Consider the following 21,247-nt stretch of genomic DNA (forward strand, 5'->3'; position numbering starts at 1 on the left):
GGACATCTCGGCACCGGGAGCGGGCCTTGGGGGGGTGCGTGTTCTCTTAGGAATAGCAGGTTTGGGGAAATACGGACTACCTGGGGACCTGGCATTTTTGCCAGGTGACAAAGTTTCCAGCTGCCCAGAGACTGGCACTAGCCTAATCAAACCACGCCACGCAATTGAGTCAGCCGCGAATTTCTGGAGCGCAAAATGAGCCATTTCTCAGGAATAACAGTTGAAGGGTACAACAGAAGCATTATTGAAAAGGCCGGGTTGAAAGCAGGACAAAAAATCAAGGTCAACAATGACAGCGCCTGGCTCATAAGCATTCACGACAACCACATTGAAGTTGACTATAATCTCCCGGACGGTTCGCTGTCAGTTAGAAGATACTACGAAAGCGGTTACGGCGCTGACTCCCTCGAATCCATTGAGGGCGTCAGCAAAGAAAAAATCGAATTACCCAGCCAAGACGAGGCTCGTTACAAAACAATCCAAAAAACACTCGACCATGCATTTGAATCTCTCATATCTCAAGGCGCACGAGAGCTGGACGTAGAGGAGATCCCCCCGTTCCCGCTTGCACCATCGATTGTACTGATTGAGGTTGAGGATAATTACCCGTTCCTCGATGAATACTCCATGATTCATGGGGACGGACCGAAAAACTTCCTTGGAATCCTATGTACCATAGAAAGTTCCGAGCTGTTGAAACACTCTGACAAATTGATGGTTTCAAGGAGCGCGGTAGCACATAAAGTTATAAAAAACTTGAACAATGAATTTCAATACTACCTCAGCGCCAGAAGAAATCACCTGGCGCAACTGCCACACGCAGACGCGAGATATATACAAAAAAACAGAATTCGTACGATCTACGACCTCTCGGCGCTTGACATTGTAAAAGCCGCAGAAGAGAACACGCACACGCCAGCAAAGACCTTGATGAAGTTGATCGACAACAATGCCCAGAGGATGGAAATTGGAGGTATTGAGGATGCAGATGACATCCCCACTGACCTTGTAATCATTGAGCTCAAGAAACCGATCTCGATGAACAATACCCTCGGATACGGCTTGGTTTCAGGCCGCGGGGGTGGCCGCTTAAACATTACTTGTCCCGAGCACGTCCAGAACGACTTCAAAATGCTGAAAGAAAAGTTCGACTTTTTAGCTGACCTTCCCCCGCTGGAACATTTCAGTCTTTACGACAACTCTATCAAAGCCATTTACACCACATCCGAGATGCTGGCCGAGCAACCTGTAGCCCTTCAGTTGCAATCGCCATCAACCCCGTACCTGATCTCCAACCAGCCCGACGGGGCCCTTCCCGACATGACCGACTTCTCGCTCGAACGGGTGGGCAGCATCGACGGCGGCTGGAACACCAGCAGCACAATCAAGGCAGGCCGAGCCCTGGCCGAAGGGGAGGTATTGAGCGCCTTCCTCATCGATCGACTGGATGGCGATATCCGCAGGCTCGATTATCCTGCGCAGAAGGGCCAACTCACTGCCACGTCATGGCCAAAAGCCTTTGCCGATCATCTGGCGGCTGCGGGTGAGCCCATCTGCGCCGGAGCCTGGCAAGCTCACAACACCTTTTCCACCACTGCCGAAACCCTCAGGCTGTGGAGCCCCACCCGCTATCGCACGTTCAGCAACGCGCCGTTTGCCGCCAACATCGTCCAGGCTCTGGCCTGTGACGAATCCTTCAGCCCTGTGGCGGACGAAACACTGTGCCTGCAAGTGCGCGACCTAACCTCCCAGGCGCTGTACGAACACCATTTCTTCACCCCCGCGGCGACGCAAGCCGGGACGCAGTGGGCCAAGGCACTGTGCGAACAGATCAACCGTGACAGCCACGTGCTGCGTGCAGGCGTCCTCGATGGCAGCACCGTCACCCCCGCCGACAAAGACAATGCCTTCTGGGTGCCGCAGTGCGCCGAACTGTCCGTGACCCTTACCCAGGTGAATTGGTGGCAAAGCCAGGCTGTAGAGGGTGAACATGCACTCGAAGCAGGGCACACGTTGCAGGCGTGGGTCTACGATGCGTTTTCCCATCGTTTGCTCGCACATCATGAGTGGGTGCCAGGCAAGGCTCAGCGCGCCGCAGGCAAATGGCTGGGCGCCTGGGCCACGGCCCTGAACGCCTCGCCGGTATCGCCCTACCTTCGAGCGGCCACACACAACCCACAGGCTGGGCCGGCCGATGCGAGCAACGACCTGCACCTGTGGCAACGCGGTGATGCGCTGCGTATTTTCACCACACTGCCCGGCGCAGCCAATTACCTGCCGGGGCCTACTCTGCAATCGGCCTGGAGAGCCGACACCGGGCATGCGGTGCTGGCCACAGTGCGGCACCCTTTCAGCCGAAAGTTGCTGCATCGCGCACTGTTCAAACCTCAGGATGCCGAAACGGTCAGTGACCGGGATAGCTGGTTACAGGCCTTGGCCGAATTCCTCAAGGCACAGGCCTGGCCGGAAGTGCAGGTCGGGGCAGGCGCTGAACCGCTGTCCGTGCTGCGCTTCAGCGAGTTGCAGGTGCTGCTGGAAAACGTCGGCGATGGCGAGGCCTGGCGCGATGACGACTACGGCAAGTACTTGCTCGAGACTGACGACTTGCCTAGTGGCAGGCCGGCTGAACAAGCCCGTTTTACAGTGACCGCAGGTACTGCCAGCGTTCAGGTCGATGTGCAGTCGTTGAACGGGGAGCTGGAGTTCCGCCTGGACAATGTCGCGTACAAAAACGGTTATCGGGTCACCGCCTGCGTACCACGCGCCGGTGAGCACCGGCAGTGGCCGGTCAGTGTGACCGACACCAGCATCACCTGGGCAGGGCCGATCGATAATGGCGTCTACGACCTGTACTTCACCTATCCGGGAGACGCTCGCGATGCTAAAGAACTCACTGTGGGTCATATAGGCGGTTTCAACTCGAACCGCTTCTGGCACGACGTGCAGGCCGTCAAATTCACCCCGCCTGCGCCCCTGAAAAAGTATACCGAGATCAGCTTCCTGTGCGAGGACTTCGGCAACACCAGTCACTCCGAACTGTTCGACACCAGCGGCCACGACCGCACGGGCGTGGATGAGCGCAGCGGCCTGTTCCATGCCCATTACCCGATCGCGACCCTGCAAGGCCTGCGTGGGCTGGGCCCGGTGTGCGACCTGACCTTGCACTACTCGGCGCTGCGCGGCAACGAAGCGGGCCTGGGCGATGGCTGGGCCTGGCGCTTCTCCAGCATTATTACCAGCGCCATCGAGAAAAACGACCACCGCCGGCTCACTCTCGCCGATAGCACCCAGGTCATGCTGAGCGACGACGAGTGGACCCGGCTGGGCGCAGGCGAATCCATCAAGACCAAGGCCTGCCGGGTGAGCTGCAACAAGGATTACAGCCGGTTCACCCTTGAGTTTCCCAGTGGCCGCCAGGAGATCCTGAGTAAACCGGCTGCGCCCGGTAGTGACACGGTTGAACCGAACGACGCGTTTCGCCGGGCCGTGCTCGAGTACTTGCAGGCGATCAAGTCCGGCAGCGCGCCGGACCCACTGCTGATTCCTGAACACTGGACGCAGTGGGCGCTGCTGGTGATTTCCCCCTATGGGTATCTTGTCGGGGGGATCATCGATTACAAAGAAGCCCGCAATGCCTGGAGAAAGCATTCCAACACCAAGGAACTGGACAGGCGTATCGCGCTGTTTCAGCGGCCGTTCGTGCAGCTATTGCCGTCACGCATCATCTCGCAGTTCGGCGAAGCGCTGGATCTACAATGGAAGCGCCAGAACGGTCAATTCCTGCTGATGAGCATCAAGAGCGGCGAAGCCGAGCTGTTCAGCGCGCAATATGTCAACCCTGAGCTCAAGGCCGAGAGCCGGGTAAACATGCACCTGTGGCATGGCACCGGCGATGCGTTCGAGGTCGAACTTACCCTTGAGCAGTACTTGCTGAGCACACTCAAGCGCATGCGGAAGGGCATCGTTGTGCAGCAGGTGGATTGCGGCTACGACGATGATCCGACCTTGGACAGGGTGTTGTGCCGCCTGCAGGAGCAGGACGGTTCTCTCGAATGCGTCCAGTACGTCAAGGAAAGTGCCTCGTTGAACCGACCGTACGCTCTGCCTCGGGTGGCGCTGCACGCACTGCTGCCAGGATGCGGGCAGCAGAATCATATTGACCGCTACAGCTACACGGGCAGCTATCAGTTCAGCGAAGACGCGGTGTTCATCGCAGCCGTGGAAAGCGGTATTCATGCCGCCATCGCGCACGACCTGCACGCTTTCGGGCTGGACCACAAGGGCATGCGCACAGTGCTGCTGCGAGGCTCAGGCTCCTCAGAGGACCATTGGCTTGAGTTCTATCTGGAACATGGGCAGGCCACGACCACCTTCCGCTATACAGGCTGGGGGGATGAGCTGGCCGAGATCACCAGGAGCATAATCGTCAAGCAGGACGGGGCCTCGATAAAAGTCACCGCAAATGCCCCGGCGACAGACCGCCGGCTGGCCGTATTGCAAAGGTTCTGGCGGCAAGATACCAAGAGGCGGAAGCAGCTGTCCCGAGCGATCATGAACATGCTCAGCCTGTCGCCAAAAACAAAGCGCGAACAGTTGGGCAAGACAGTGGACGCCACCACGATCGTGACTGACGCCCAAGGCAACCCCCTGCGCCTGTATACCAACGGTTCGCATTCGATTCATTACTGCTATTACCACGGTGATCAGACGCATAACCAGATCACGGTTGGCAATGTGCAAGCGCTTGGCGCAGTACCGACGCTGGAGTGCCCCTTCGTGCCGGCATACACCAGTGCGCCGCTGATGGCGGAGTACCAGTGTGACGACTATGGCAACCCTCAGGGCCTGAAGCTCTACGGCTATCGAAAAGTCACCCGCGCCGACCGAGACTACCTGGAACTGGCCGAAATGGTGATGGTGGATAACATCCGCGGCACGCTGACCAATGACACCCTCGACAAGGACACCACCTGGGAGCTGACCGGCCAGGAAGCGCTGTGGCACCAGATCAGCACCAGCACTGCAGTTCCCGCCAGCAAGAAAACCCCCAGCGGGCAAAGCGAGGTTCAGGAATGGTCGATTACCAGCCGGCAGACGACGCATCGTGACGACCAGAGTATTACGCTGACCACTGTGCAGAAATTTATCGACAACCCCACCCAACCCGGTATCCAGGTGATCGTCAGTGCAACGACGCCTGCGGGCAGTGCCCAGGTCAGTAAGGAAGTCCGTTCGCGCTACAGTAGGCGCGCCCTGCAAAGGGTCGAGAATGGCGTCGAGACACACTGGGAGGAGCGCGATGCCTTGGGCCGGGTAACCAGAGAAACCCGCTACAAGCTGGCACCCGATAGCACCGGCAAGACAGCCAGGCAGGCGGCTGACGAACGCATCGAATCGGTCTACACCGACAGCAAAGTCAGCAGTACAACGGTACAACGCACCTTCAAGGATGGCAGCCAGAGCCTCTCGTGCCTGGATGGCCTGCAACGCGCCTGGCGCACCTCGTGGCGCAGAGCAGATACTGACAGCTATGTACCCCTGGAGGAACACTGCTTCTCAGACCTGGGTGAATCGTCGGTATTGGGCAGTTGGGCGTGGGATTACCTGCCGGGTGGCCAGGCTGTGCGCAAAGACACACCTTTACGTGGGGCGCTGGGTAGTCAACCCTGGCTGGCCCAGGAAACGCGGGCGGTGACAGATGAGCCGGCTGCTGTTGAAGCGGACACGCTTATCGCCACGTACGACGATGCCAAAGGGAGCTCTACGGGCGTCGAAATATTTGCTCATCGTATAGTTGAAAAACTCATACGCATTGACACTGAAAATCCACTTTTGCATACCCGTCCAACGTTTCCGGTCAACGGGTACAACTATACGGCCAATACCATACGAGGCACGTACGAGGACATTATCTTAATAGCAAAAGAACACGAAGTAACGATAGTTGACCACTTTGAGCTAATCAAACACATCCAACACCTTGCCGGACTTACCGACCTGAGCGGGATCGAGGATGCACACAACTGGCTTCAAGATCCTGATACCTCAAGAGATCCTGATACCTCAAGAGATCCTGAACACGTCTCAGACAGCCTGTCGAACTTCGAAGTTTCCAGCGATTATTTTGACATCTTAAACTTGTTCGATTTAGCCACCACCGATGACAACGAAAAACTAAAGACGCATGCGAAATCTTTTTATCAAAATAACCTACCAACCGACAATTTCTGGGCTACCGCTGATTCGGCCGTACAACTAACCGAACAGCAAGGCCTGGGCGCCCGGTGCCTGTCGAGGCGTACCAGCACCACCACTGCAAAAACCGACGGTACCTTCCAACGCTCGGTGCAATGGGCGGACCACCTCGGCACGCAGCACCTGCGCCTCGATCAGCAGTACGACCCCGCCGGCAATGTCATCAGCCACACCCGCACCTTGGGCGAGCAGACGCTGAATTACACGCTCGAACGCGATGTTCTCGGTAGGGTCACCAAGGTAACCCAACCCGATAACACAACCATCGAGCGCACTTACCACGGCTTCAGCAACCAGGTTTGCACGCTGACCGTGGACGGTAAGGTGGTCGCGAGTCAGGCGCTGAACGAACTCGGCAAGCTCACCACACGCACGGTAGGCAGCCGCGAATACCGGTTTGCAGACCAGACCGTGACCTTGCCCGACAAGACCCGGTTGCAGAGGCTTCAGACTGCCGGCAGCGCGCGCTTTGCGGCAGATGACAACGCCCTGTACAGCGAGACAAGCTATAACGGATCGACCGTGCTGAGCAGCGCGCCTGGCCCACTGTCCGGTTCAGGCTGGCAACAGCTGATCGCCAGCGCGCAGGTGCCCGGGTGCCGGCGAACCACTGAAAAAACACCGCGAGGTACTGTCAGGCGTGCCGAATGGCAGAGCCTGCGGGGGCAAAACCTTGCAGCGCGACGCGCTGATGGCCGCACGCGGCGGGTGTTCCTCGACAGCCAGGGACGGCTGTTGCGCACCTGCCAGGAGCACGAGGACGTGTTGTACCGCTACGACGAGCTTGATCGCCTGCAGGCGCGCCGGGTGCACGCGCTGACTGGCGCCGGGCAATGGCAGGTGCACAGCGAACATGACGGCTTCAACCGGGAAACCGCGCGCACCTTCCTGCGCAACGGAGCACCCTGCTTCAGCCAGCACATGACCTGGCGTGGCGACGGTCGCCTGGCCAGCAAGGCCAGCTGGCAGGACGGCGAATTGCTGCGCACTGAACACTTCACCTATGACCCGCTCGACCGCCTGGCAAGCTATGCCTGTGACACCTCGCATGCGGCACTCTGCCCGCAGGATGCCAACGGCACACCGGTCAAGGCCCAGACGTTCAGCTGGGACAGCCTGGACAATATGACCCGTTGCACCAGTACCCCATTCGAAGGCGATGCGGTGACGGAAACGTTCGACTATGCAATGGCCTCTGACCCTACGCGCCTGACCTCGGTGAAAACCGGCAAGCAGACAACGGCCCTGACCTGGAACAGCAATGGCCAACTGCGCAAGGTCGGCCAGCAACGCACACTGGACTACAACGCCGCCGGCCAGCTCAACAGTGTCAAGGACAGTACCGGCGCCCTGCTCACCCGCTATGAATACGACGGCCTGCAACGTCTGGGGGCGCAATATGACCAGCAGCACCAGACCACCCATGAACTGCGCTACGACGGCGATGAACTGATCGGCCAGGTGTGTTTCGACCAGGCTGGCAAGCCCACCCGACACACCAGCATCTCTCCGGGGCTGGCGCAGTATGACGGCAACCAGGTGCGCTGGCTGATCGACGACCCCCAATCGGGGATCGTCGGCCAGGTCTGCGACGCCAACCTGCAACTCGCCCCGCTGCTACCCTTCGGCGAAGGCGCGGCACTGGAGGACGTGGTCAGCGGCTACAACGGCATGCGCCGCGACCCGGTGATGGACCAGTATCATGCAGGCCATGGTTACCGCTGCTACGTCCCGGCCCTGCGTCGTTATGCCCAACCTGACTGGCTTAGCCCATTCGGCGAAGGGGGTGTCAACGACTATGCCCACTGCCCGGACCCGGTCAACCTGCATGATCCCAGCGGCGCGATCATGATCAGCCGCGAGGAACAGAAACAGACCTTGCGCAGCTATAAAGAGGTCCTGCGTGAGACCAAGCCCATGCAGGTCGGTGGACGCTGGCGTGGCCTGGCGCTTTCGGCCACGCTGACAATATTGGGTATCGTCGCTTCGGTGATGACCGGTGGCGCCGCCTCGGTGCTCTTCGCCGCGATGACGGTCTGCTCGGTACTCTCGTTCAGCTTCGAGGTGGCCTCTGTATTGACGGAGGAGTCCCACCCTGAACTGTCCAGGAAGCTAGGCTATGCGTCGCTGGCGTTTGCGCTGGCGTCGCTTACTGAAAGTGCGGTGGGCCTGATCAAGAAGCTACCGGCCCTGGTCAAGAACGGGATGCGAGCGGTGCGCCAGGTCGGCAAAAGGGTCTTGCACGCCAAGGATCTTACCAGGCCTCCGACCAGCACCGCGCGCTTCAGCGAGTACGCGATGCAGAACTTTCAGGGCGCTCGCACTTCCACCGAGGCAGTGACACCTGCCCGCCGTGGCATAGGGAACACGCTCAAGGCCAAAGCCAGCCAATTGATCGACTACCTGGGCGAGGCAAACTTCAAGGACCTTCGAGAGGTGGAATATTGGAGTTTAAGGATAACGGGGAAAGCCCAGCACAAGCTTTATCTCCTGAACAACTTCGCGATCCTGCCTCGTCGCGCAACAGCAGCCGTCTGGGTAGTAGATAAGGCGATCGAAACCTACATTGCAACCAGCTCCATCATCGCACTCTCAAGCAATGATGTGTCAAACCCCGTCACGCCATGGGGACGTTACACCGTAAAGGTAGAGCAGATGTACAGTTGGGGCCAAACAGGTCGTGGGCATCTGCTGCAATAATTCCAGGAAGATTATCGCTTGCTACCGATCATGCAACATGCGGCAGCCGTGAAAAGCGACAGTAATAAAGTACATTTCAAATGGTCAGCCTTTTTATTGATACCTTAGCGTCAATCCAACCAGGAGCGAGAAACATGAGCGATATAAAAACGGCAAAAGTCAAGATGTACAATGCCTCACTGAAAGCGGGCTTCCTCGACTACGAGATCGAAGATGAAGATGTCATCCTGGCTGAGGAGGCAGTGGGATCGCTAAACTTGAAAAATGGTGACATGGTGAGGTTCACAGTAGTAAAAAAAGGCAGTAGGCACTACGCCACCAACGTAGAGCTTATGTAATTTCGCAAAGCCAGTGTCAGAGAGCAGATCGGCGAACACGCTCGCCCAACCGCCCCGGCCTGCATTGACACTTCGCGGCTAATAGTCGCGAGCTGAGGTACCTGGTGTGGTGTTGCGCAAACACCTTGCCAGGTATCCTCGCTTACTCCCTGCCCATAGCCAGATTCTGTAGCCGGCCTACCTGGTCTGCTCGGTGCGATGCTTGCTGCATCTGGTCTCGCTCCCCGCCATGAACAAATCTTCATGTTGCCCGTCAGCGCCCTGATCACGGGCTACCCAGCCAATGTCAGGCTGACGCCACCCGCCACTCGTCTTGAGGGTGCAGTAGGTGTTGCGTAGCATCCCCGGCCCGATCGCGCGCCCGCACGGCGCGATACCTTGCAAAAACGAGCCACCGATGCCGCAACCCATCCCCCTCAAGGACCACGAAAAGGAAAAGCACCTGGTCAACCGCCGGCTTCTCGCCTGCGCCGCCCTGGTGTTCAGCCTGGTCTGTGTACTGGTGGGCCGGCTCTACGTGCTCCAGGTGCTGCAACACGACCAGCAGACCGCCGTGTCGGAAAACAATCGCGTGCACGTGCTGCCCATCGCCCCTGAACGCGGGCTGATCTACGACCGCAACGGCGTGGTGCTGGCCGACAACAAGCCCAGCTTCGACCTGACCATGACCCGCGAGCGGGCCGGCGGCGACTCGGCCAAGGTGCTCGATACCCTGGCGCAGGTGCTGGGCCTGAACGAAGATGACCGCAAGCAGTTCGACAAGGACCTGCGGCGCGGGCGCAAACCGTTCGAGCCGGTTACCTTGATGGTCGGGCTGAGCGAAGAGCAGATCGCCCTGGTGGCAGTCAACCAGTTCCGCCTGCCAGGCCTGGATGTCGAGCCGCAGTTCATTCGCGAATACCCGTTGGCCGAGCATTTTGCCCACTCGGTGGGGTATGTGGGGCGCATCAACGAGCGCGAAACCAAGACCCTCGACAGCACCGAATACCGCGGTACCCAGTCGATCGGCAAGACCGGCATCGAGCACTTCTACGAAAGCCAGTTGCACGGCCATGTGGGCTACGAGGAAGTCGAGACCAACGCCCAGGGCCGGGTAATGCGCGTGCTCAACCACAAGGCGCCGACACCGGGGCAGGACATTGTCCTGACCCTGGACTCGCACCTGCAGGTGGCTGCGGAGAAAGCCCTGGGCGACCGCCGTGGCTCGGTGGTGGTACTGGACCCGGCCAACGGCGATGTACTGGCGATGGTCAGCAACCCCAGCTTCGACCCCAACCTGTTCGTCAAGGGCATCAGCTTCAAGCAGTACGCCGCCTTGCGCGACTCCATCGACCGCCCGCTGTTCAACCGCGTGCTGCGCGGCCTGTATGCGCCCGGCTCGACAGTGAAGCCGGAAGTGGCCATCGCTGGCCTCGACAGCGGCGTGATCACCCCGGGCAGCCGGGTGTTCGACCCGGGCTACTACGAACTGCCCAACTACGAGCACAAGTACCGCAACTGGAACCGTAGTGGGGACGGCTGGGTAGACATGTACACCGCGATCATGCGGTCCAACGACACCTACTTCTACGACCTGGCGCACAAGCTGGGCATCGACCGCCTGCACGACTACATGGCCGAGTTCGGCCTGGGCCAGAAGGTCTCGCTGGACATGTTCGAGGAGGCCTCCGGGCTGATGCCGTCGGCCCAGTGGAAGCGCGCCACGCGGCGCCAGGCGTGGTTCCCGGGTGAGACGCTGATCCTTGGTATTGGCCAGGGTTATATGCAGGTGACCCCGTTGCAGCTGGCCCAGGCCACCAGCCTGCTGGCGAGCAAGGGTGTGTGGCACCGCCCGCACCTGGCCATGACGGTGGGCGGCGATGCGCCGGTGGACCCCAACCCGATGCCCAATATCGTGCTGCATGACAAGCATGCCTGGGACCAGGTCAGCCAGGGCATGCAGATGGTCATGCACGACCCGCGCGGCATCGCCCGCGCCGCTGCGGCCGGGGCGCAGTACCGGATTGCCGGCAAGAGCGGCACCGCACAGGTGGTGGCGATCAAGCAGGGCGAGCGCTACAACCGCAACAAGACCCTCGAACGGCACCGCGACAACGCCCTGTTCGTCGGATTTGCGCCGGCCGACCACCCCAGCGTTGTAGTGGCGGTGATGATCGAGAACGGCGAAGCCGGTGGCCGGGTGGCAGGGCCGGTGGTGCGCGAGGTGATGGATGCCTACCTGCTGGATGAACAGGGGCATCTGAAGCCGGAGTTTGCGGGCGGGGCAAGCGCAAAGGGCGTGCCGCACACTTAGGGGCGCTCCTCAAGCCGCCCCCCCCTGCACCCAACCCCCAGCCAAAACATCCCATTCCCCGTCCCTCCCGTCATAGTCCCCCCGCCCCCCCAATGCCATAGTGGAGAAAACAACACGGATAAAAATCCCATGTACAGAAACACCGCTACCCCCGCGGACGACAACGGTTGCGGCTGGTTCCACCTCAGCCCCGAGCGCCAGCCCCGCGCCGCACACCGAGGGCGGAGCGAGGCACGCTGGGTGGTGCTGGGCGCGGGCTTCACCGGCCTTGCCGCAGCGCGGCAACTGGCGCTGCACCACCCCGACGACGAAATCATCCTGGTCGATGCCCAGGAGGTCGGCTTCGGCGCCTCGGGACGCAACTCGGGCTTCGCCATCGACCTGCCCCACGACATCGGTGCCCCCGACTACATCGGTGACCTGGCCACCGCCAGGATGAACCTCAAGCTCAACCTGCGCGCCCAGTCGATCCTGCGCGGGCTGATCAACCAGCACGGCATCGACTGCCAGATCCGCCCGGACGGCAAGTACCAGGCCGCCGTCGAAGACAAGGGCCTGGCCGTGCTGGAAGCCTACCGCAGCGGCCTGGAAAAACTCGGCCAGCCCTACCAGATGATCGATGCCCGCGACCTGCCCGGGCACGTCGGCACCCCGTTCTACCGCAAGGCGCTGTACACCCCGGGCACCCAGCTGTTGCAACCTGCCGCCCTGGCCAAGGGCCTGGCCGAAAGCCTGCCAGGCAACGTGACCCTGCACGAACGCACCACCATCACCCACATCGAGCAGGGCCGCCGCATCACCCTCAAGCACGCCAACGGCGAGATCATCGCCGACCAGTTGCTGCTGACCAACAACGCCTTCGCCTCGCACTTCGGCTTCCTGCCCGGCCGCCTGCTGCCGATCTTCACCTACGCCAGCATGACCCGCCCGCTGACCGAAGCAGAACAGGCCCGTCTGGGCGGCAAGGCCACCTGGGGCATCATCCCCGCCGACCCGTTCGGCAGCACCCTGCGGCGCACGCCGGACCAGCGCCTGCTGGTGCGCAACAGCTTCAGCTTCAACGCCGATGGGCGCGCCCACCCGCGCCATATTGCCCGCGCCGGGCGCCAGCACCGCGACGCGTTCGAGCGGCGCTTCCCGATGCTGTCGGGCATGCCATTCGAATACACCTGGGGCGGCTCGATGTGCCTGTCGCGCAACCACCTGTCGCACTTCGGCACCCTCGCCCCCAACGTGCATGCCGCGCTGTGCTGCAATGGCCTGGGCATCACCCGTGGCACCGCCACCGGCACCCTGCTGGCCGACTGGCTGTGCGGCGAGCGTGATGAGCTGATCGACTTTCTGCTGGGCTCCAAAGGGCCCAACCGCAACCCGCCGGAACCGCTGCTGAGCGTGGGCGTGAACCTCAACCTGCACTGGGGCCAGCGCCGCGCCGGCCTGGAAAGCTGACAAGGAGACACCATGCACAGCCTGGGCATTCTAGGGGTGGGCGAGCTCACCGAAAAAGTGGTCATCGGCCTGCGCCGCAGCGGTTTCGATGGCCCCATTCTGCTTTCTCCGCGCAATGCCGACCGGGCCGCCATGCTGGCCCGTGAACATGCTTGTCAGGTGCTGCCGAGCAACCAGGCCGTGGTGGACCAGGCCGAGCTGGTGCTGATCGGCGTACGCCCGCATTCGTTGGCCGAACTGGCCGAGGAAATCAGCCTGCGCCCCGGCCAGCGCCTGGTGTCGCTGGCCGCCGGGATCAGCCTGGCGCAGCTGGCGAGCGCGTTTCCCGGTGCGCTCTGCGTGCGTGCGATGCTGTCGTACGCAGCGCAATATAACCAGTCCACCGTCGTGGTCTGCCCGCCCGACGCACTCACCACCGAATACCTGGCGCCCTTGGGCAAGCTGGTGGTGCTGCACGGCGAGCCCGAGTTCGAGTTGGCCACGGTGGCGGCGTGCATGAATGGCTGGTTCTACTTCCTGCTCCACGACCTGCAGCAATGGCTGATGGACAAAGGCCTGCCAGCGGCCGAGGCACGGGCGCTGGTGCTGGGCAATCTGCAGGACTGCGTGGCCAGCGCGGGGCAGCAGCCGGAGTACACGCTCAAGGCCCTTGGACAGGCCATTGCCACCCCTGGCACCTTCACTGCGGATGGACTGGCGGTGCTGATGCATCAGCCGGTGAGCGCGACCTGGGGAGCCGCGTGCGAAGTGGTGCTGGATGCACTGTTGACCCGTTCGCAGTTGGCTGGATCGAAGTAGAGGCCAGCTCTCAGCCACGCAACTGGTACCAGGTGGTCTTGAGCTGCGAATACTTGTCGAACGAATGCAGCGACAGGTCGCGGCCGAACCCGGACTGTTTACCACCGCCAAACGGCACCGTGACATCCAGCGCATCGACCGTGTTCACCGACACGGTGCCTGCCTTAAGCGCCCGCGCCACCCGGTGCACCTGGTTGAAGTCGTCGCTCCACACCGAGGCCGCCAGGCCGTAGATGCTGTCGTTGGCCAGGCGCACCGCCTGCTCCTCGGTGTCGAAGGCGCTCACCGCCAGTACCGGCCCGAAGACCTCCTCTTGCGCCAGGCTCATGCAGCGCTCGACACCGGCAAAAATGGTCGGCTCGATGTAGTTGTCCGAACCGTCGATGGTCAGCCGCCGCCCACCGCACAGCAACCGCGCCCCTTCATGCCCGGCTCGAGCGATGGCCGCTTCGATCCGGCCCGTCTGCCCGGCGTCGACGATGGCCCCGGCACGGCTCGCGGGGTCCAGCGGATTACCCGGCAGCCACTGGCGGGCCTTGGCCTGCAGGCGCTCGATGAACTCATCATGGATGGAGCGCTGCACATACAGCCGCGAGTTGGCCGAACACACCTCACCCTGGTTGAAGAAGATGCCGAACGCCGCCTTTTCCGTCGCCAGGTCCAAGTCCTGGCAGTTCTCGAACACCAGGTTGGGGCTTTTGCCGCCGCACTCCAGCCATACCTGCTTGAGGTTGGACTGGGCCGAGTACTGCATGAAGTACTTGCCCACCTGGGTGGAGCCGGTGAACACCAGGCAATCCACATCCGGGTGTAGCCCCAGCGCCTGCCCGGCCTGCTCGCCCAGGCCCGGCACCACGTTCAGTACCCCTTCCGGCAACCCGGCCTGCAGCGCCAGCTGGGCCAGGCGCAGGGCCGAGAACGGCGACTGCTCGGCGGGCTTGAGCACCACGCTGTTGCCGGCGGCCAATGCCGGGGCAAGCTTCCAGGCGGCCATGTCGAGCGGGAAGTTCCACGGTACCACCGCAGCGACCACGCCCAAGGCCTCCCGGGTGATGGTGGCGAGGGCATTGGCTGCGGTAGGCGCTACCTGGTCGTATAGCTTGTCCAGCGCCTCGCCGTACCAGGCGAACACATGTGCCGAGCCCGGTACGTCGATGTTGTAGGCGTCCATGACCGGCTTGCCCATGTTCAGCGAGTCCAGCAGGGCCAGCTCTTCACGGTGGGCCATGATCAGCTCGGCCAGGCGCAACAGTACTTTCTTGCGCTCGGTCGGGGCCATGCGCGGCCAGGGGCCTTGCTCGAAGGCCCGACGGGCGCTGGCGACGGCCAGGTCGACCTCGGCCTGGCCGCAGGCGGCGACCTGTGCCAGGACCTGGTTTGTGGCGGGGTTGATGGCGGCGAACGTTGCGCCGCCCTGTGCGTTGACGGCTTTGCCGTCGATCAGCGCGCAGGCGGGCAGATACAGGTCCGAGGCGCGTTGTTGCCAGAATTCGAGGGTGTACATTTGTACTCCAGGTAACCGCCATCGCGGTCTCTGTTGCTCATAAGGTGCAGTTTTCGTACAGCCCTGTGGAAGCGGGTTCACCCGCGGGCACCAGCAAAGCCGGTGCCACACACCGCGTCGCATTCTTCGCGGGTGAACCCGCTCCCACAGGGGTGGCGGTGGGCTTGCGGATGGTCAGAGCCTGCCGACCAGGCGCGCGGTACGGTCCACGGCGATGCGGGTCTTTTCGACCAGCTCGTCCAGCTCGCCATGGCTGGCGATCAGCGCCGGGGCCATGATCATCCGGCCGAGGGTGGAGCGAATGATCACCCCTTCCTCGAAGCCGAAGGTGCGGCATTGCCAGGCCAGGTCGTTCTCATTGGCAAAGCGCTTGCGCGTCGGCTTGTGTTCGGCAAACTGCAGCGCTGCCACCAGCCCGGCACCCTGCACCTGGCCGATCAACGGGTGATCGGAAAACACCTCGCGCAAGATGCGCTGCAGGTACGGCCCGGTGTCTTCCTTCACCTGGCGCACGATGCCTTCGTCACGCAGTGCCTTCAGGTTGGCCACCGCCACCGCCGCCGCCACCGGGTGCCCGGAATAGGTCAGGCCGTGGGCAAACACCCCGCCGCGCTCGACCAGCGCCTCGGCAATGCGCTTGCTCAGCACCAGCCCACCCATGGGCACGTAGCCGCTGGTCAGGCCCTTGGCGATCGACAGCGTGTCGGGCTCGAAGCCGAAGTACTCATGGGCGAACCATTCACCGGTGCGGCCAAAGCCACCAATCACCTCGTCGGCACACAGCAGCACGTCGTACTGGCGGCAGATGCGCTGGATTTCCGGCCAGTAACTTTCCGGCGGGAAGATCATGCCACCGGCACCCTGGAACGGTTCGGCGATAAAGCCTGCTACGTTCTCGGCGCCCAGTTCGAGGATCTTTGCTTCCAGCTGCAGCGCGCAGCGGCGGCCGAACTCGGCCGGGGTCAGCTCGCCGCCCTCGGCGTACCAGTACGGCTCGTCGATGTGCGCCACATCCGGGATCAGCCCGCCCATTTCGTGCATGAACTTCATGCCGCCCAGCGCCGTGGCCGCCAAGGTCGAGCCGTGGTAGCCGTTCCAGCGGCCGATCATGATCTTCTTGGTCGGCTGGCCGACGACTTGCCAGTAGCGGCGCACGGTACGGATCAGCACCTCGTTGGCTTCGGAGCCTGAGTTGGTGTAGATCGCGTGGCTATAGTGCCCGGGCAGCAAGCTGAACAGCAGTTCGGACAGTTCGATCACCGCCGGGTGAGTGGTGTGGAAGAACATGTTGTAGTAGGCCAGCTGGTCCATCTGCGCGGCAGCGGCGGCGGTCAGGTCGCGGCGGCCGTAGCCGAGCTGGGTGCACCACAGGCCCGACATGCCATCCAGGTAGCGCTTGCCCTCGCTGTCCCACAGGTGCAGGCGTTCGCCACCCACGATCACCCGCGGCCCTTCGGCGTTCAGCGCCTTCTGGTCGAGGAAGGCATGGATGTGGTGCGCGGCATCGGCTGCCTGGTAGTCACGGGTCTGGCGTTGCGGGGCGAAAGGCGCATTCATTGTTGGTTTTCCTTTGCGGTGGGGTTGCAGGGCAGCTGGCGCTCAGCGCAGCTTGCCCATGTAGCTTTCCAGCGGGTCCCTGCCCAGCACGCCCTGGGCATTGGCCAGCGCGTCGATGAACAGGGAAAACAGCTCGGACTGGGTACCGATGTCGAGCTTGGCGTAGACGTTCTTGCGGTGCGACTTGATGGTGTCTTCCGACACCCCCAGGCGCTCGGCCAGCGACCTGGTGGAGTGGCCACGCAGGATCAGCTGGGCGATACGGCATTCACGTTCGGTCAGCAGCGAGCTGCCAAAGTTGTTCAGGGCCGCGTGGATGCGTTGCTCGAGGATGTTCTCGAATCGCCCGGCACGGCTGTCGAGCCCGGCAAAGTGCTTGCCGAGCACCGCCAGCACCCAGGGCGTGATGCGCCCGAACAATTCGCGGCTGTGCCCGTCGAGCTTGTCGGTGAACGCCAGCGACACCGCCAGGCTGTGCCCTGGCGCCACCTGCAGGATGTAGTTGAGCTCATCCTCCAGGTGCGAGTGGCGGTAGAACGACTGGTAGTACTCACTGACCTCGAAATGGTCGGGCGCTATGTCGAACAGGCCGTAGCAGCCCGATTCGACCTGCTCCACGCAGGCACCGTAGAACGGGTCGAGCAGGTAGAAGCCGGACAGGTAGCGGCTGACATTGCCCTCGGGTTGCCAAGGCGCCTTCTCGTCCTGCTCGAACAGCGCGCTGGGCATGCCAGCCTGCGGGTACAGGTATACCGTGGTGGCCTGGATAGGCCGGATCACGCCAAGCGCCGCAAACAGGGTGGCGGCAAAGCCCGGCCGGCCGATGGCCTCGGTGACCTTGGCCAGGTGCTCGAACCACGGTTGCGAAAGCAATTGATCAGTCACTTTGGGCCTGCCGTATCAAGTAAGGCACCGCCGCCAGTGCGGTGCGTTGTTGGCCAGATACTCCCATGGCGCCGCGAACACCGAAATCACCCTTTGGGGTGAGCAGCTGCGCTGCTGCCTGGGGCTTCATACAGCTCACCCCAAAGGGTGATTCCGGGTGCCTGCGGGGTGTGGGAGCATCAACCCGCCCCAGCGCTGCGAGCCACCCGCTCGACCTCCTTGCACTACACCCACCGGTAGCGAGCCAGCTCGCGTACTGCGGTGTGCTGCATCCCTTTCCAGGAGCTAGCCATGCATACAACAACAAGTACAGCCCATACCGCCGCCCCGCATGCCCCGTCACTACCCGCCGCCAGCACCGGGCGCTTGCGCAAGTCCATGGGCATGACCGCCCTGGTCCTGTTCGGCCTCGCCTACATGGTGCCCCTGGCAGTGTTCACCACCTACGGGCTGGTCACCCAGATGACCAAAGGGCACTTGCCCACCGCCTACCTGCTGACCCTCGCCGCCATGCTGCTGACCGCCTACAGCTACGGCCGCATGGTCCAGGCCCACCCCTACTCCGGCTCGGTCTACACCTACACGCGCAAGGCCTTCGGCAGCCATATCGGCTTTATTGCCGGCTGGACACTGCTGCTCGACTACATCTTCCTGCCGCTGCTCAGCTACCTGCTGATCGGCATCTACATGTCGGAGTACTTCCCGTCCATCCACGCGTGGGTGTGGGTGGCGGGCTCGATTGCCCTGGTCACCTTGCTGAACCTGATCGGCATCGAGTCGATCACCCGGGTCAACTGGATCCTGGTGGTGGTGCAACTGGTGTTCATCATCGTGTTCGTCGCCTTGTCCATCCACAACCTCAGCGGACAGGCGGAGCCGGTGTCGCTGCTGGCGCCTTTCCATCACGACGGTTTCAGCGTGCCGTTGATCATGACCGGCGCTGCCGTGCTGTGCCTGTCGTTCCTGGGCTTCGATGCGGTGTCGACCATGGCCGAGGAAACCAGCAACCCGACCTACCGTATTCCCGTGGCGATCCTCGCCGTGTCGCTGATTGGCGGCTTGCTGTTCCTGGTAGTGTCGTACTGCGCGCAGATGGTGTTCCCCGACTGGGGCAGCTTCGCCGACCCGGACTCGGCCTCGGTGGACGTGATGCGCCGAGTGGGTGGCGAACTGCTGGTTACCGCCTTCACCGCCACCTACGTGGCCGGTTGCTTTGCCTCGGCCATGGTCTCGCAGGCCAGCGTGTCGCGGGTGCTGTTCGCCATGGGCCGCGACGGTGCGCTGCCTCGGGTGTTCGGCCAGCTGGCGACTAAAAAGCGCGTGCCGGCCACGGCTATCCTGCTGGTCAGCCTGCTGTCGCTGATCGCGTTGGTGATTACCCTGGACACCGTCGCCAACATGATCAGCTTTGGCGCGCTGTTCGCTTTCTCGGCGGTGAACCTGGCGGTGGTCAAGCACTACCTGGTCGACCAGAAGCTGCGTGGGGGCCGTAATGTGCTGCTGTATGGCGCGATTCCGGGCCTGGGTTTTCTCAGCACCCTGTGGCTGTGGAGCAGCCTGACCAGTCTGTCGTTCACCATTGGCTTGTGCTGGATGGGCATGGGCCTGGTGGTGCTGATGGGGCTGACCCGGGCGTTTCGGGTGAAGCTGCCGGAGCTGCAGCTGGCCGATTAGCGCCTGAATAATCCGGCCCTGGGTGTGCGGCGATAACGATTTGTTATCGCCTGATCGGCATTAATCATTATTCAGCCTCCCATGGGTGCCCTACAGTCCCAGCCCAACGACTGTCACTGCCCAAGGGAGACGAAATGTCCATCGAACATCGCCTGAACCACATCGCCGGCCAACTCCGCGGCAACGGTGAGGTGCTGCTGAACAGCGTCGACGCCCACACGGGCGCACCGCTGCCCTTCGCTTTCCATCAGGCCACCGGCGACGAAGTCGAAGCCGCCGTGTTGGCTGCGGAGGCCGCCTACCCGGCTTACCGCGCTACCGGCCCGGCCCAACGCGCCGCCTTCCTTGAAGCCATCGCCAACGAACTGGATGCGCTGGGCGATGACTTCATCCAGAACGTGGTGCAGGAAACCGCCCTGCCGCAAGCGCGTATCCGCGGTGAGCGTGCCCGCACCAGCAACCAGCTGCGCCTGTTTGCCGAAGTGGTGCGCCGTGGCGACTTCTACGCTGCGCGCATCGACCGCGCCCTGCCCCAACGTGCCCCGCTGCCTCGCCCCGACCTGCGCCAGTACCGCATTGGCGTCGGCCCGGTGGCGGTGTTCGGTGCCAGCAACTTCCCGCTGGCCTTCTCCACTGCAGGCGGTGACACCGCCTCGGCGCTGGCCGCGGGCTGCCCGGTAGTATTCAAGGCGCACAGCGGGCACATGCTGACGGCCGCCAATGTGGCCGCAGCCATCGACCGCGCAGTCGCCAGCAGCGGCGTGCCGGCAGGCGTATTCAACATGATCTACGGCGCCGGGGTCGGTGAGGCGCTGGTCAAGCACCCGGCCATCCAGGCGGTCGGTTTCACCGGTTCGTTACGCGGTGGCCGTGCCCTGTGCGACATGGCCGCGGCCCGCCCGCAGCCGATCCCGGTGTTCGCCGAAATGAGCAGCATCAACCCGGTCATCGTCCTGCCCCAGGCGCTGCAGGTTCGTGGTGAGCAAGTGGCCAGCGAGCTGGCCGCTTCGGTGGTGCTGGGTTGCGGGCAGTTCTGCACCAACCCGGGCCTGGTGGTGGGCATCAAGTCGCCGCAGTTCGAGCACTTCGTGCAAACGCTGACAGCCCATATGGCCGACCAGGGTCCACAGACCATGCTCAACGCCGGCACCCTGCGCAGTTATCAGACCGGCGTGCAGCACTTGTTGGCACACCCGGGCGTCCAGCACCTGGCCGGGCAACCGCAAACCGGCCAGCAGGCCCAGCCGCAGTTGTTCAAGGCCGATGTAAGCCTGCTGCTGAACGGTGACCCGCTGCTGCAGGAAGAAGTGTTCGGCCCGACCACCGTGGTGGTGGAAGTGGCCGATGCACGGGCATTGGGCGAGGCGCTGCGCCACCTGCAAGGCCAGCTGACCGCCACCCTGATTGCCGAGCCTGAAGACCTGCAGGCATTCGCCTCGCTGGTGCCGTTGCTGGAGCGCAAGGCCGGGCGCCTGCTGCTGAACGGCTACCCGACCGGTGTCGAGGTGTCTGACGCGATGGTGCATGGCGGGCCTTACCCGGCCACCTCCGACGCACGTGGCACCTCAGTGGGGACCCTGGCTATCGACCGTTTCCTGCGGCCGGTGTGCTTCCAGAACTACCCGGATGCGCTGCTGCCGGATGCCCTGAAAAACGACAACCCGCTGGGGATCGTGCGGTTGCTGGATGGAGTGAGCAGCCGCGGGACTGTTTGATATGAGCTGACCTGTACCGACCTCTTTACGGGTTCACCCGCGAAGAGACCGGTACAGGAATAGGCCATTGATGAATTTT

The 21,247-nt window shown here is 62.4% G+C and carries 10 protein-coding genes; 7 read left to right on the top strand and 3 right to left on the bottom strand.

Annotated features, from left to right (window positions below; translation table 11 throughout):
* Positions 1 to 195 precede the first annotated feature (195 nt).
* From AC5O5I_RS17125 to AC5O5I_RS17145, 5 genes are all read left to right on the top strand, one after another.
* Positions 196 to 8,955, top strand: a complete 8,760-nt coding sequence (locus AC5O5I_RS17125) for an RHS repeat-associated core domain-containing protein (RefSeq protein WP_494511217.1) — start codon at positions 196 to 198, stop codon at positions 8,953 to 8,955.
* 134 nt (positions 8,956 to 9,089) lie between these two features.
* A complete protein-coding gene (locus tag AC5O5I_RS17130; RefSeq protein WP_494511218.1) occupies positions 9,090 to 9,293 on the top strand; it encodes a S1 domain-containing protein in 204 nt (67 codons plus the stop codon).
* Between the two features lie 397 nt (positions 9,294 to 9,690).
* Entirely contained in the window at positions 9,691 to 11,586 is a 1,896-nt protein-coding gene (mrdA, locus tag AC5O5I_RS17135; protein ID WP_494511219.1) for a penicillin-binding protein 2, read from the top strand.
* A gap of 129 nt (positions 11,587 to 11,715) precedes the next feature.
* Positions 11,716 to 13,035, top strand: coding sequence for an NAD(P)/FAD-dependent oxidoreductase (locus AC5O5I_RS17140; protein ID WP_172286765.1), 1,320 nt, complete (start codon positions 11,716 to 11,718; stop codon positions 13,033 to 13,035).
* Positions 13,036 to 13,047: 12 nt separating this feature from the next.
* Complete coding sequence (locus AC5O5I_RS17145; protein WP_172286764.1) at positions 13,048 to 13,833, top strand: NAD(P)-binding domain-containing protein; 786 nt, start codon at positions 13,048 to 13,050, stop codon at positions 13,831 to 13,833.
* Positions 13,834 to 13,843: 10 nt separating this feature from the next.
* On the opposite strand, the gene AC5O5I_RS17150 is transcribed toward AC5O5I_RS17145, so the two are convergent.
* The 3 genes from AC5O5I_RS17150 to AC5O5I_RS17160 form a co-directional block, all read right to left on the bottom strand.
* Positions 13,844 to 15,337: an aldehyde dehydrogenase gene (locus AC5O5I_RS17150; RefSeq protein ID WP_494511220.1), complete on the bottom strand. Its 1,494-nt coding sequence runs from the start codon at positions 15,335 to 15,337 to the stop codon at positions 13,844 to 13,846.
* 174 nt (positions 15,338 to 15,511) lie between these two features.
* Positions 15,512 to 16,894, bottom strand: coding sequence for an aspartate aminotransferase family protein (locus tag AC5O5I_RS17155; RefSeq protein ID WP_172233082.1), 1,383 nt, complete (start codon positions 16,892 to 16,894; stop codon positions 15,512 to 15,514).
* A 42-nt stretch (positions 16,895 to 16,936) separates the two neighbouring features.
* Positions 16,937 to 17,779 (bottom strand): helix-turn-helix transcriptional regulator, encoded by an 843-nt coding sequence (locus tag AC5O5I_RS17160; protein ID WP_494511221.1) that lies wholly within the window; start codon positions 17,777 to 17,779, stop codon positions 16,937 to 16,939.
* A gap of 291 nt (positions 17,780 to 18,070) precedes the next feature.
* Between AC5O5I_RS17160 and AC5O5I_RS17165 the strand changes: the two genes are divergently transcribed.
* Both AC5O5I_RS17165 and AC5O5I_RS17170 read left to right on the top strand, forming a co-directional pair.
* Entirely contained in the window at positions 18,071 to 19,453 is a 1,383-nt protein-coding gene (locus AC5O5I_RS17165; RefSeq protein ID WP_172286762.1) for an APC family permease, read from the top strand.
* Positions 19,454 to 19,587: 134 nt separating this feature from the next.
* Positions 19,588 to 21,168, top strand: a complete 1,581-nt coding sequence (locus tag AC5O5I_RS17170; RefSeq protein ID WP_494511222.1) for an aldehyde dehydrogenase (NADP(+)) — start codon at positions 19,588 to 19,590, stop codon at positions 21,166 to 21,168.
* Positions 21,169 to 21,247 lie beyond the last annotated feature (79 nt).

This window comes from Pseudomonas sp. 9_2_1 (assembly GCF_059295275.1).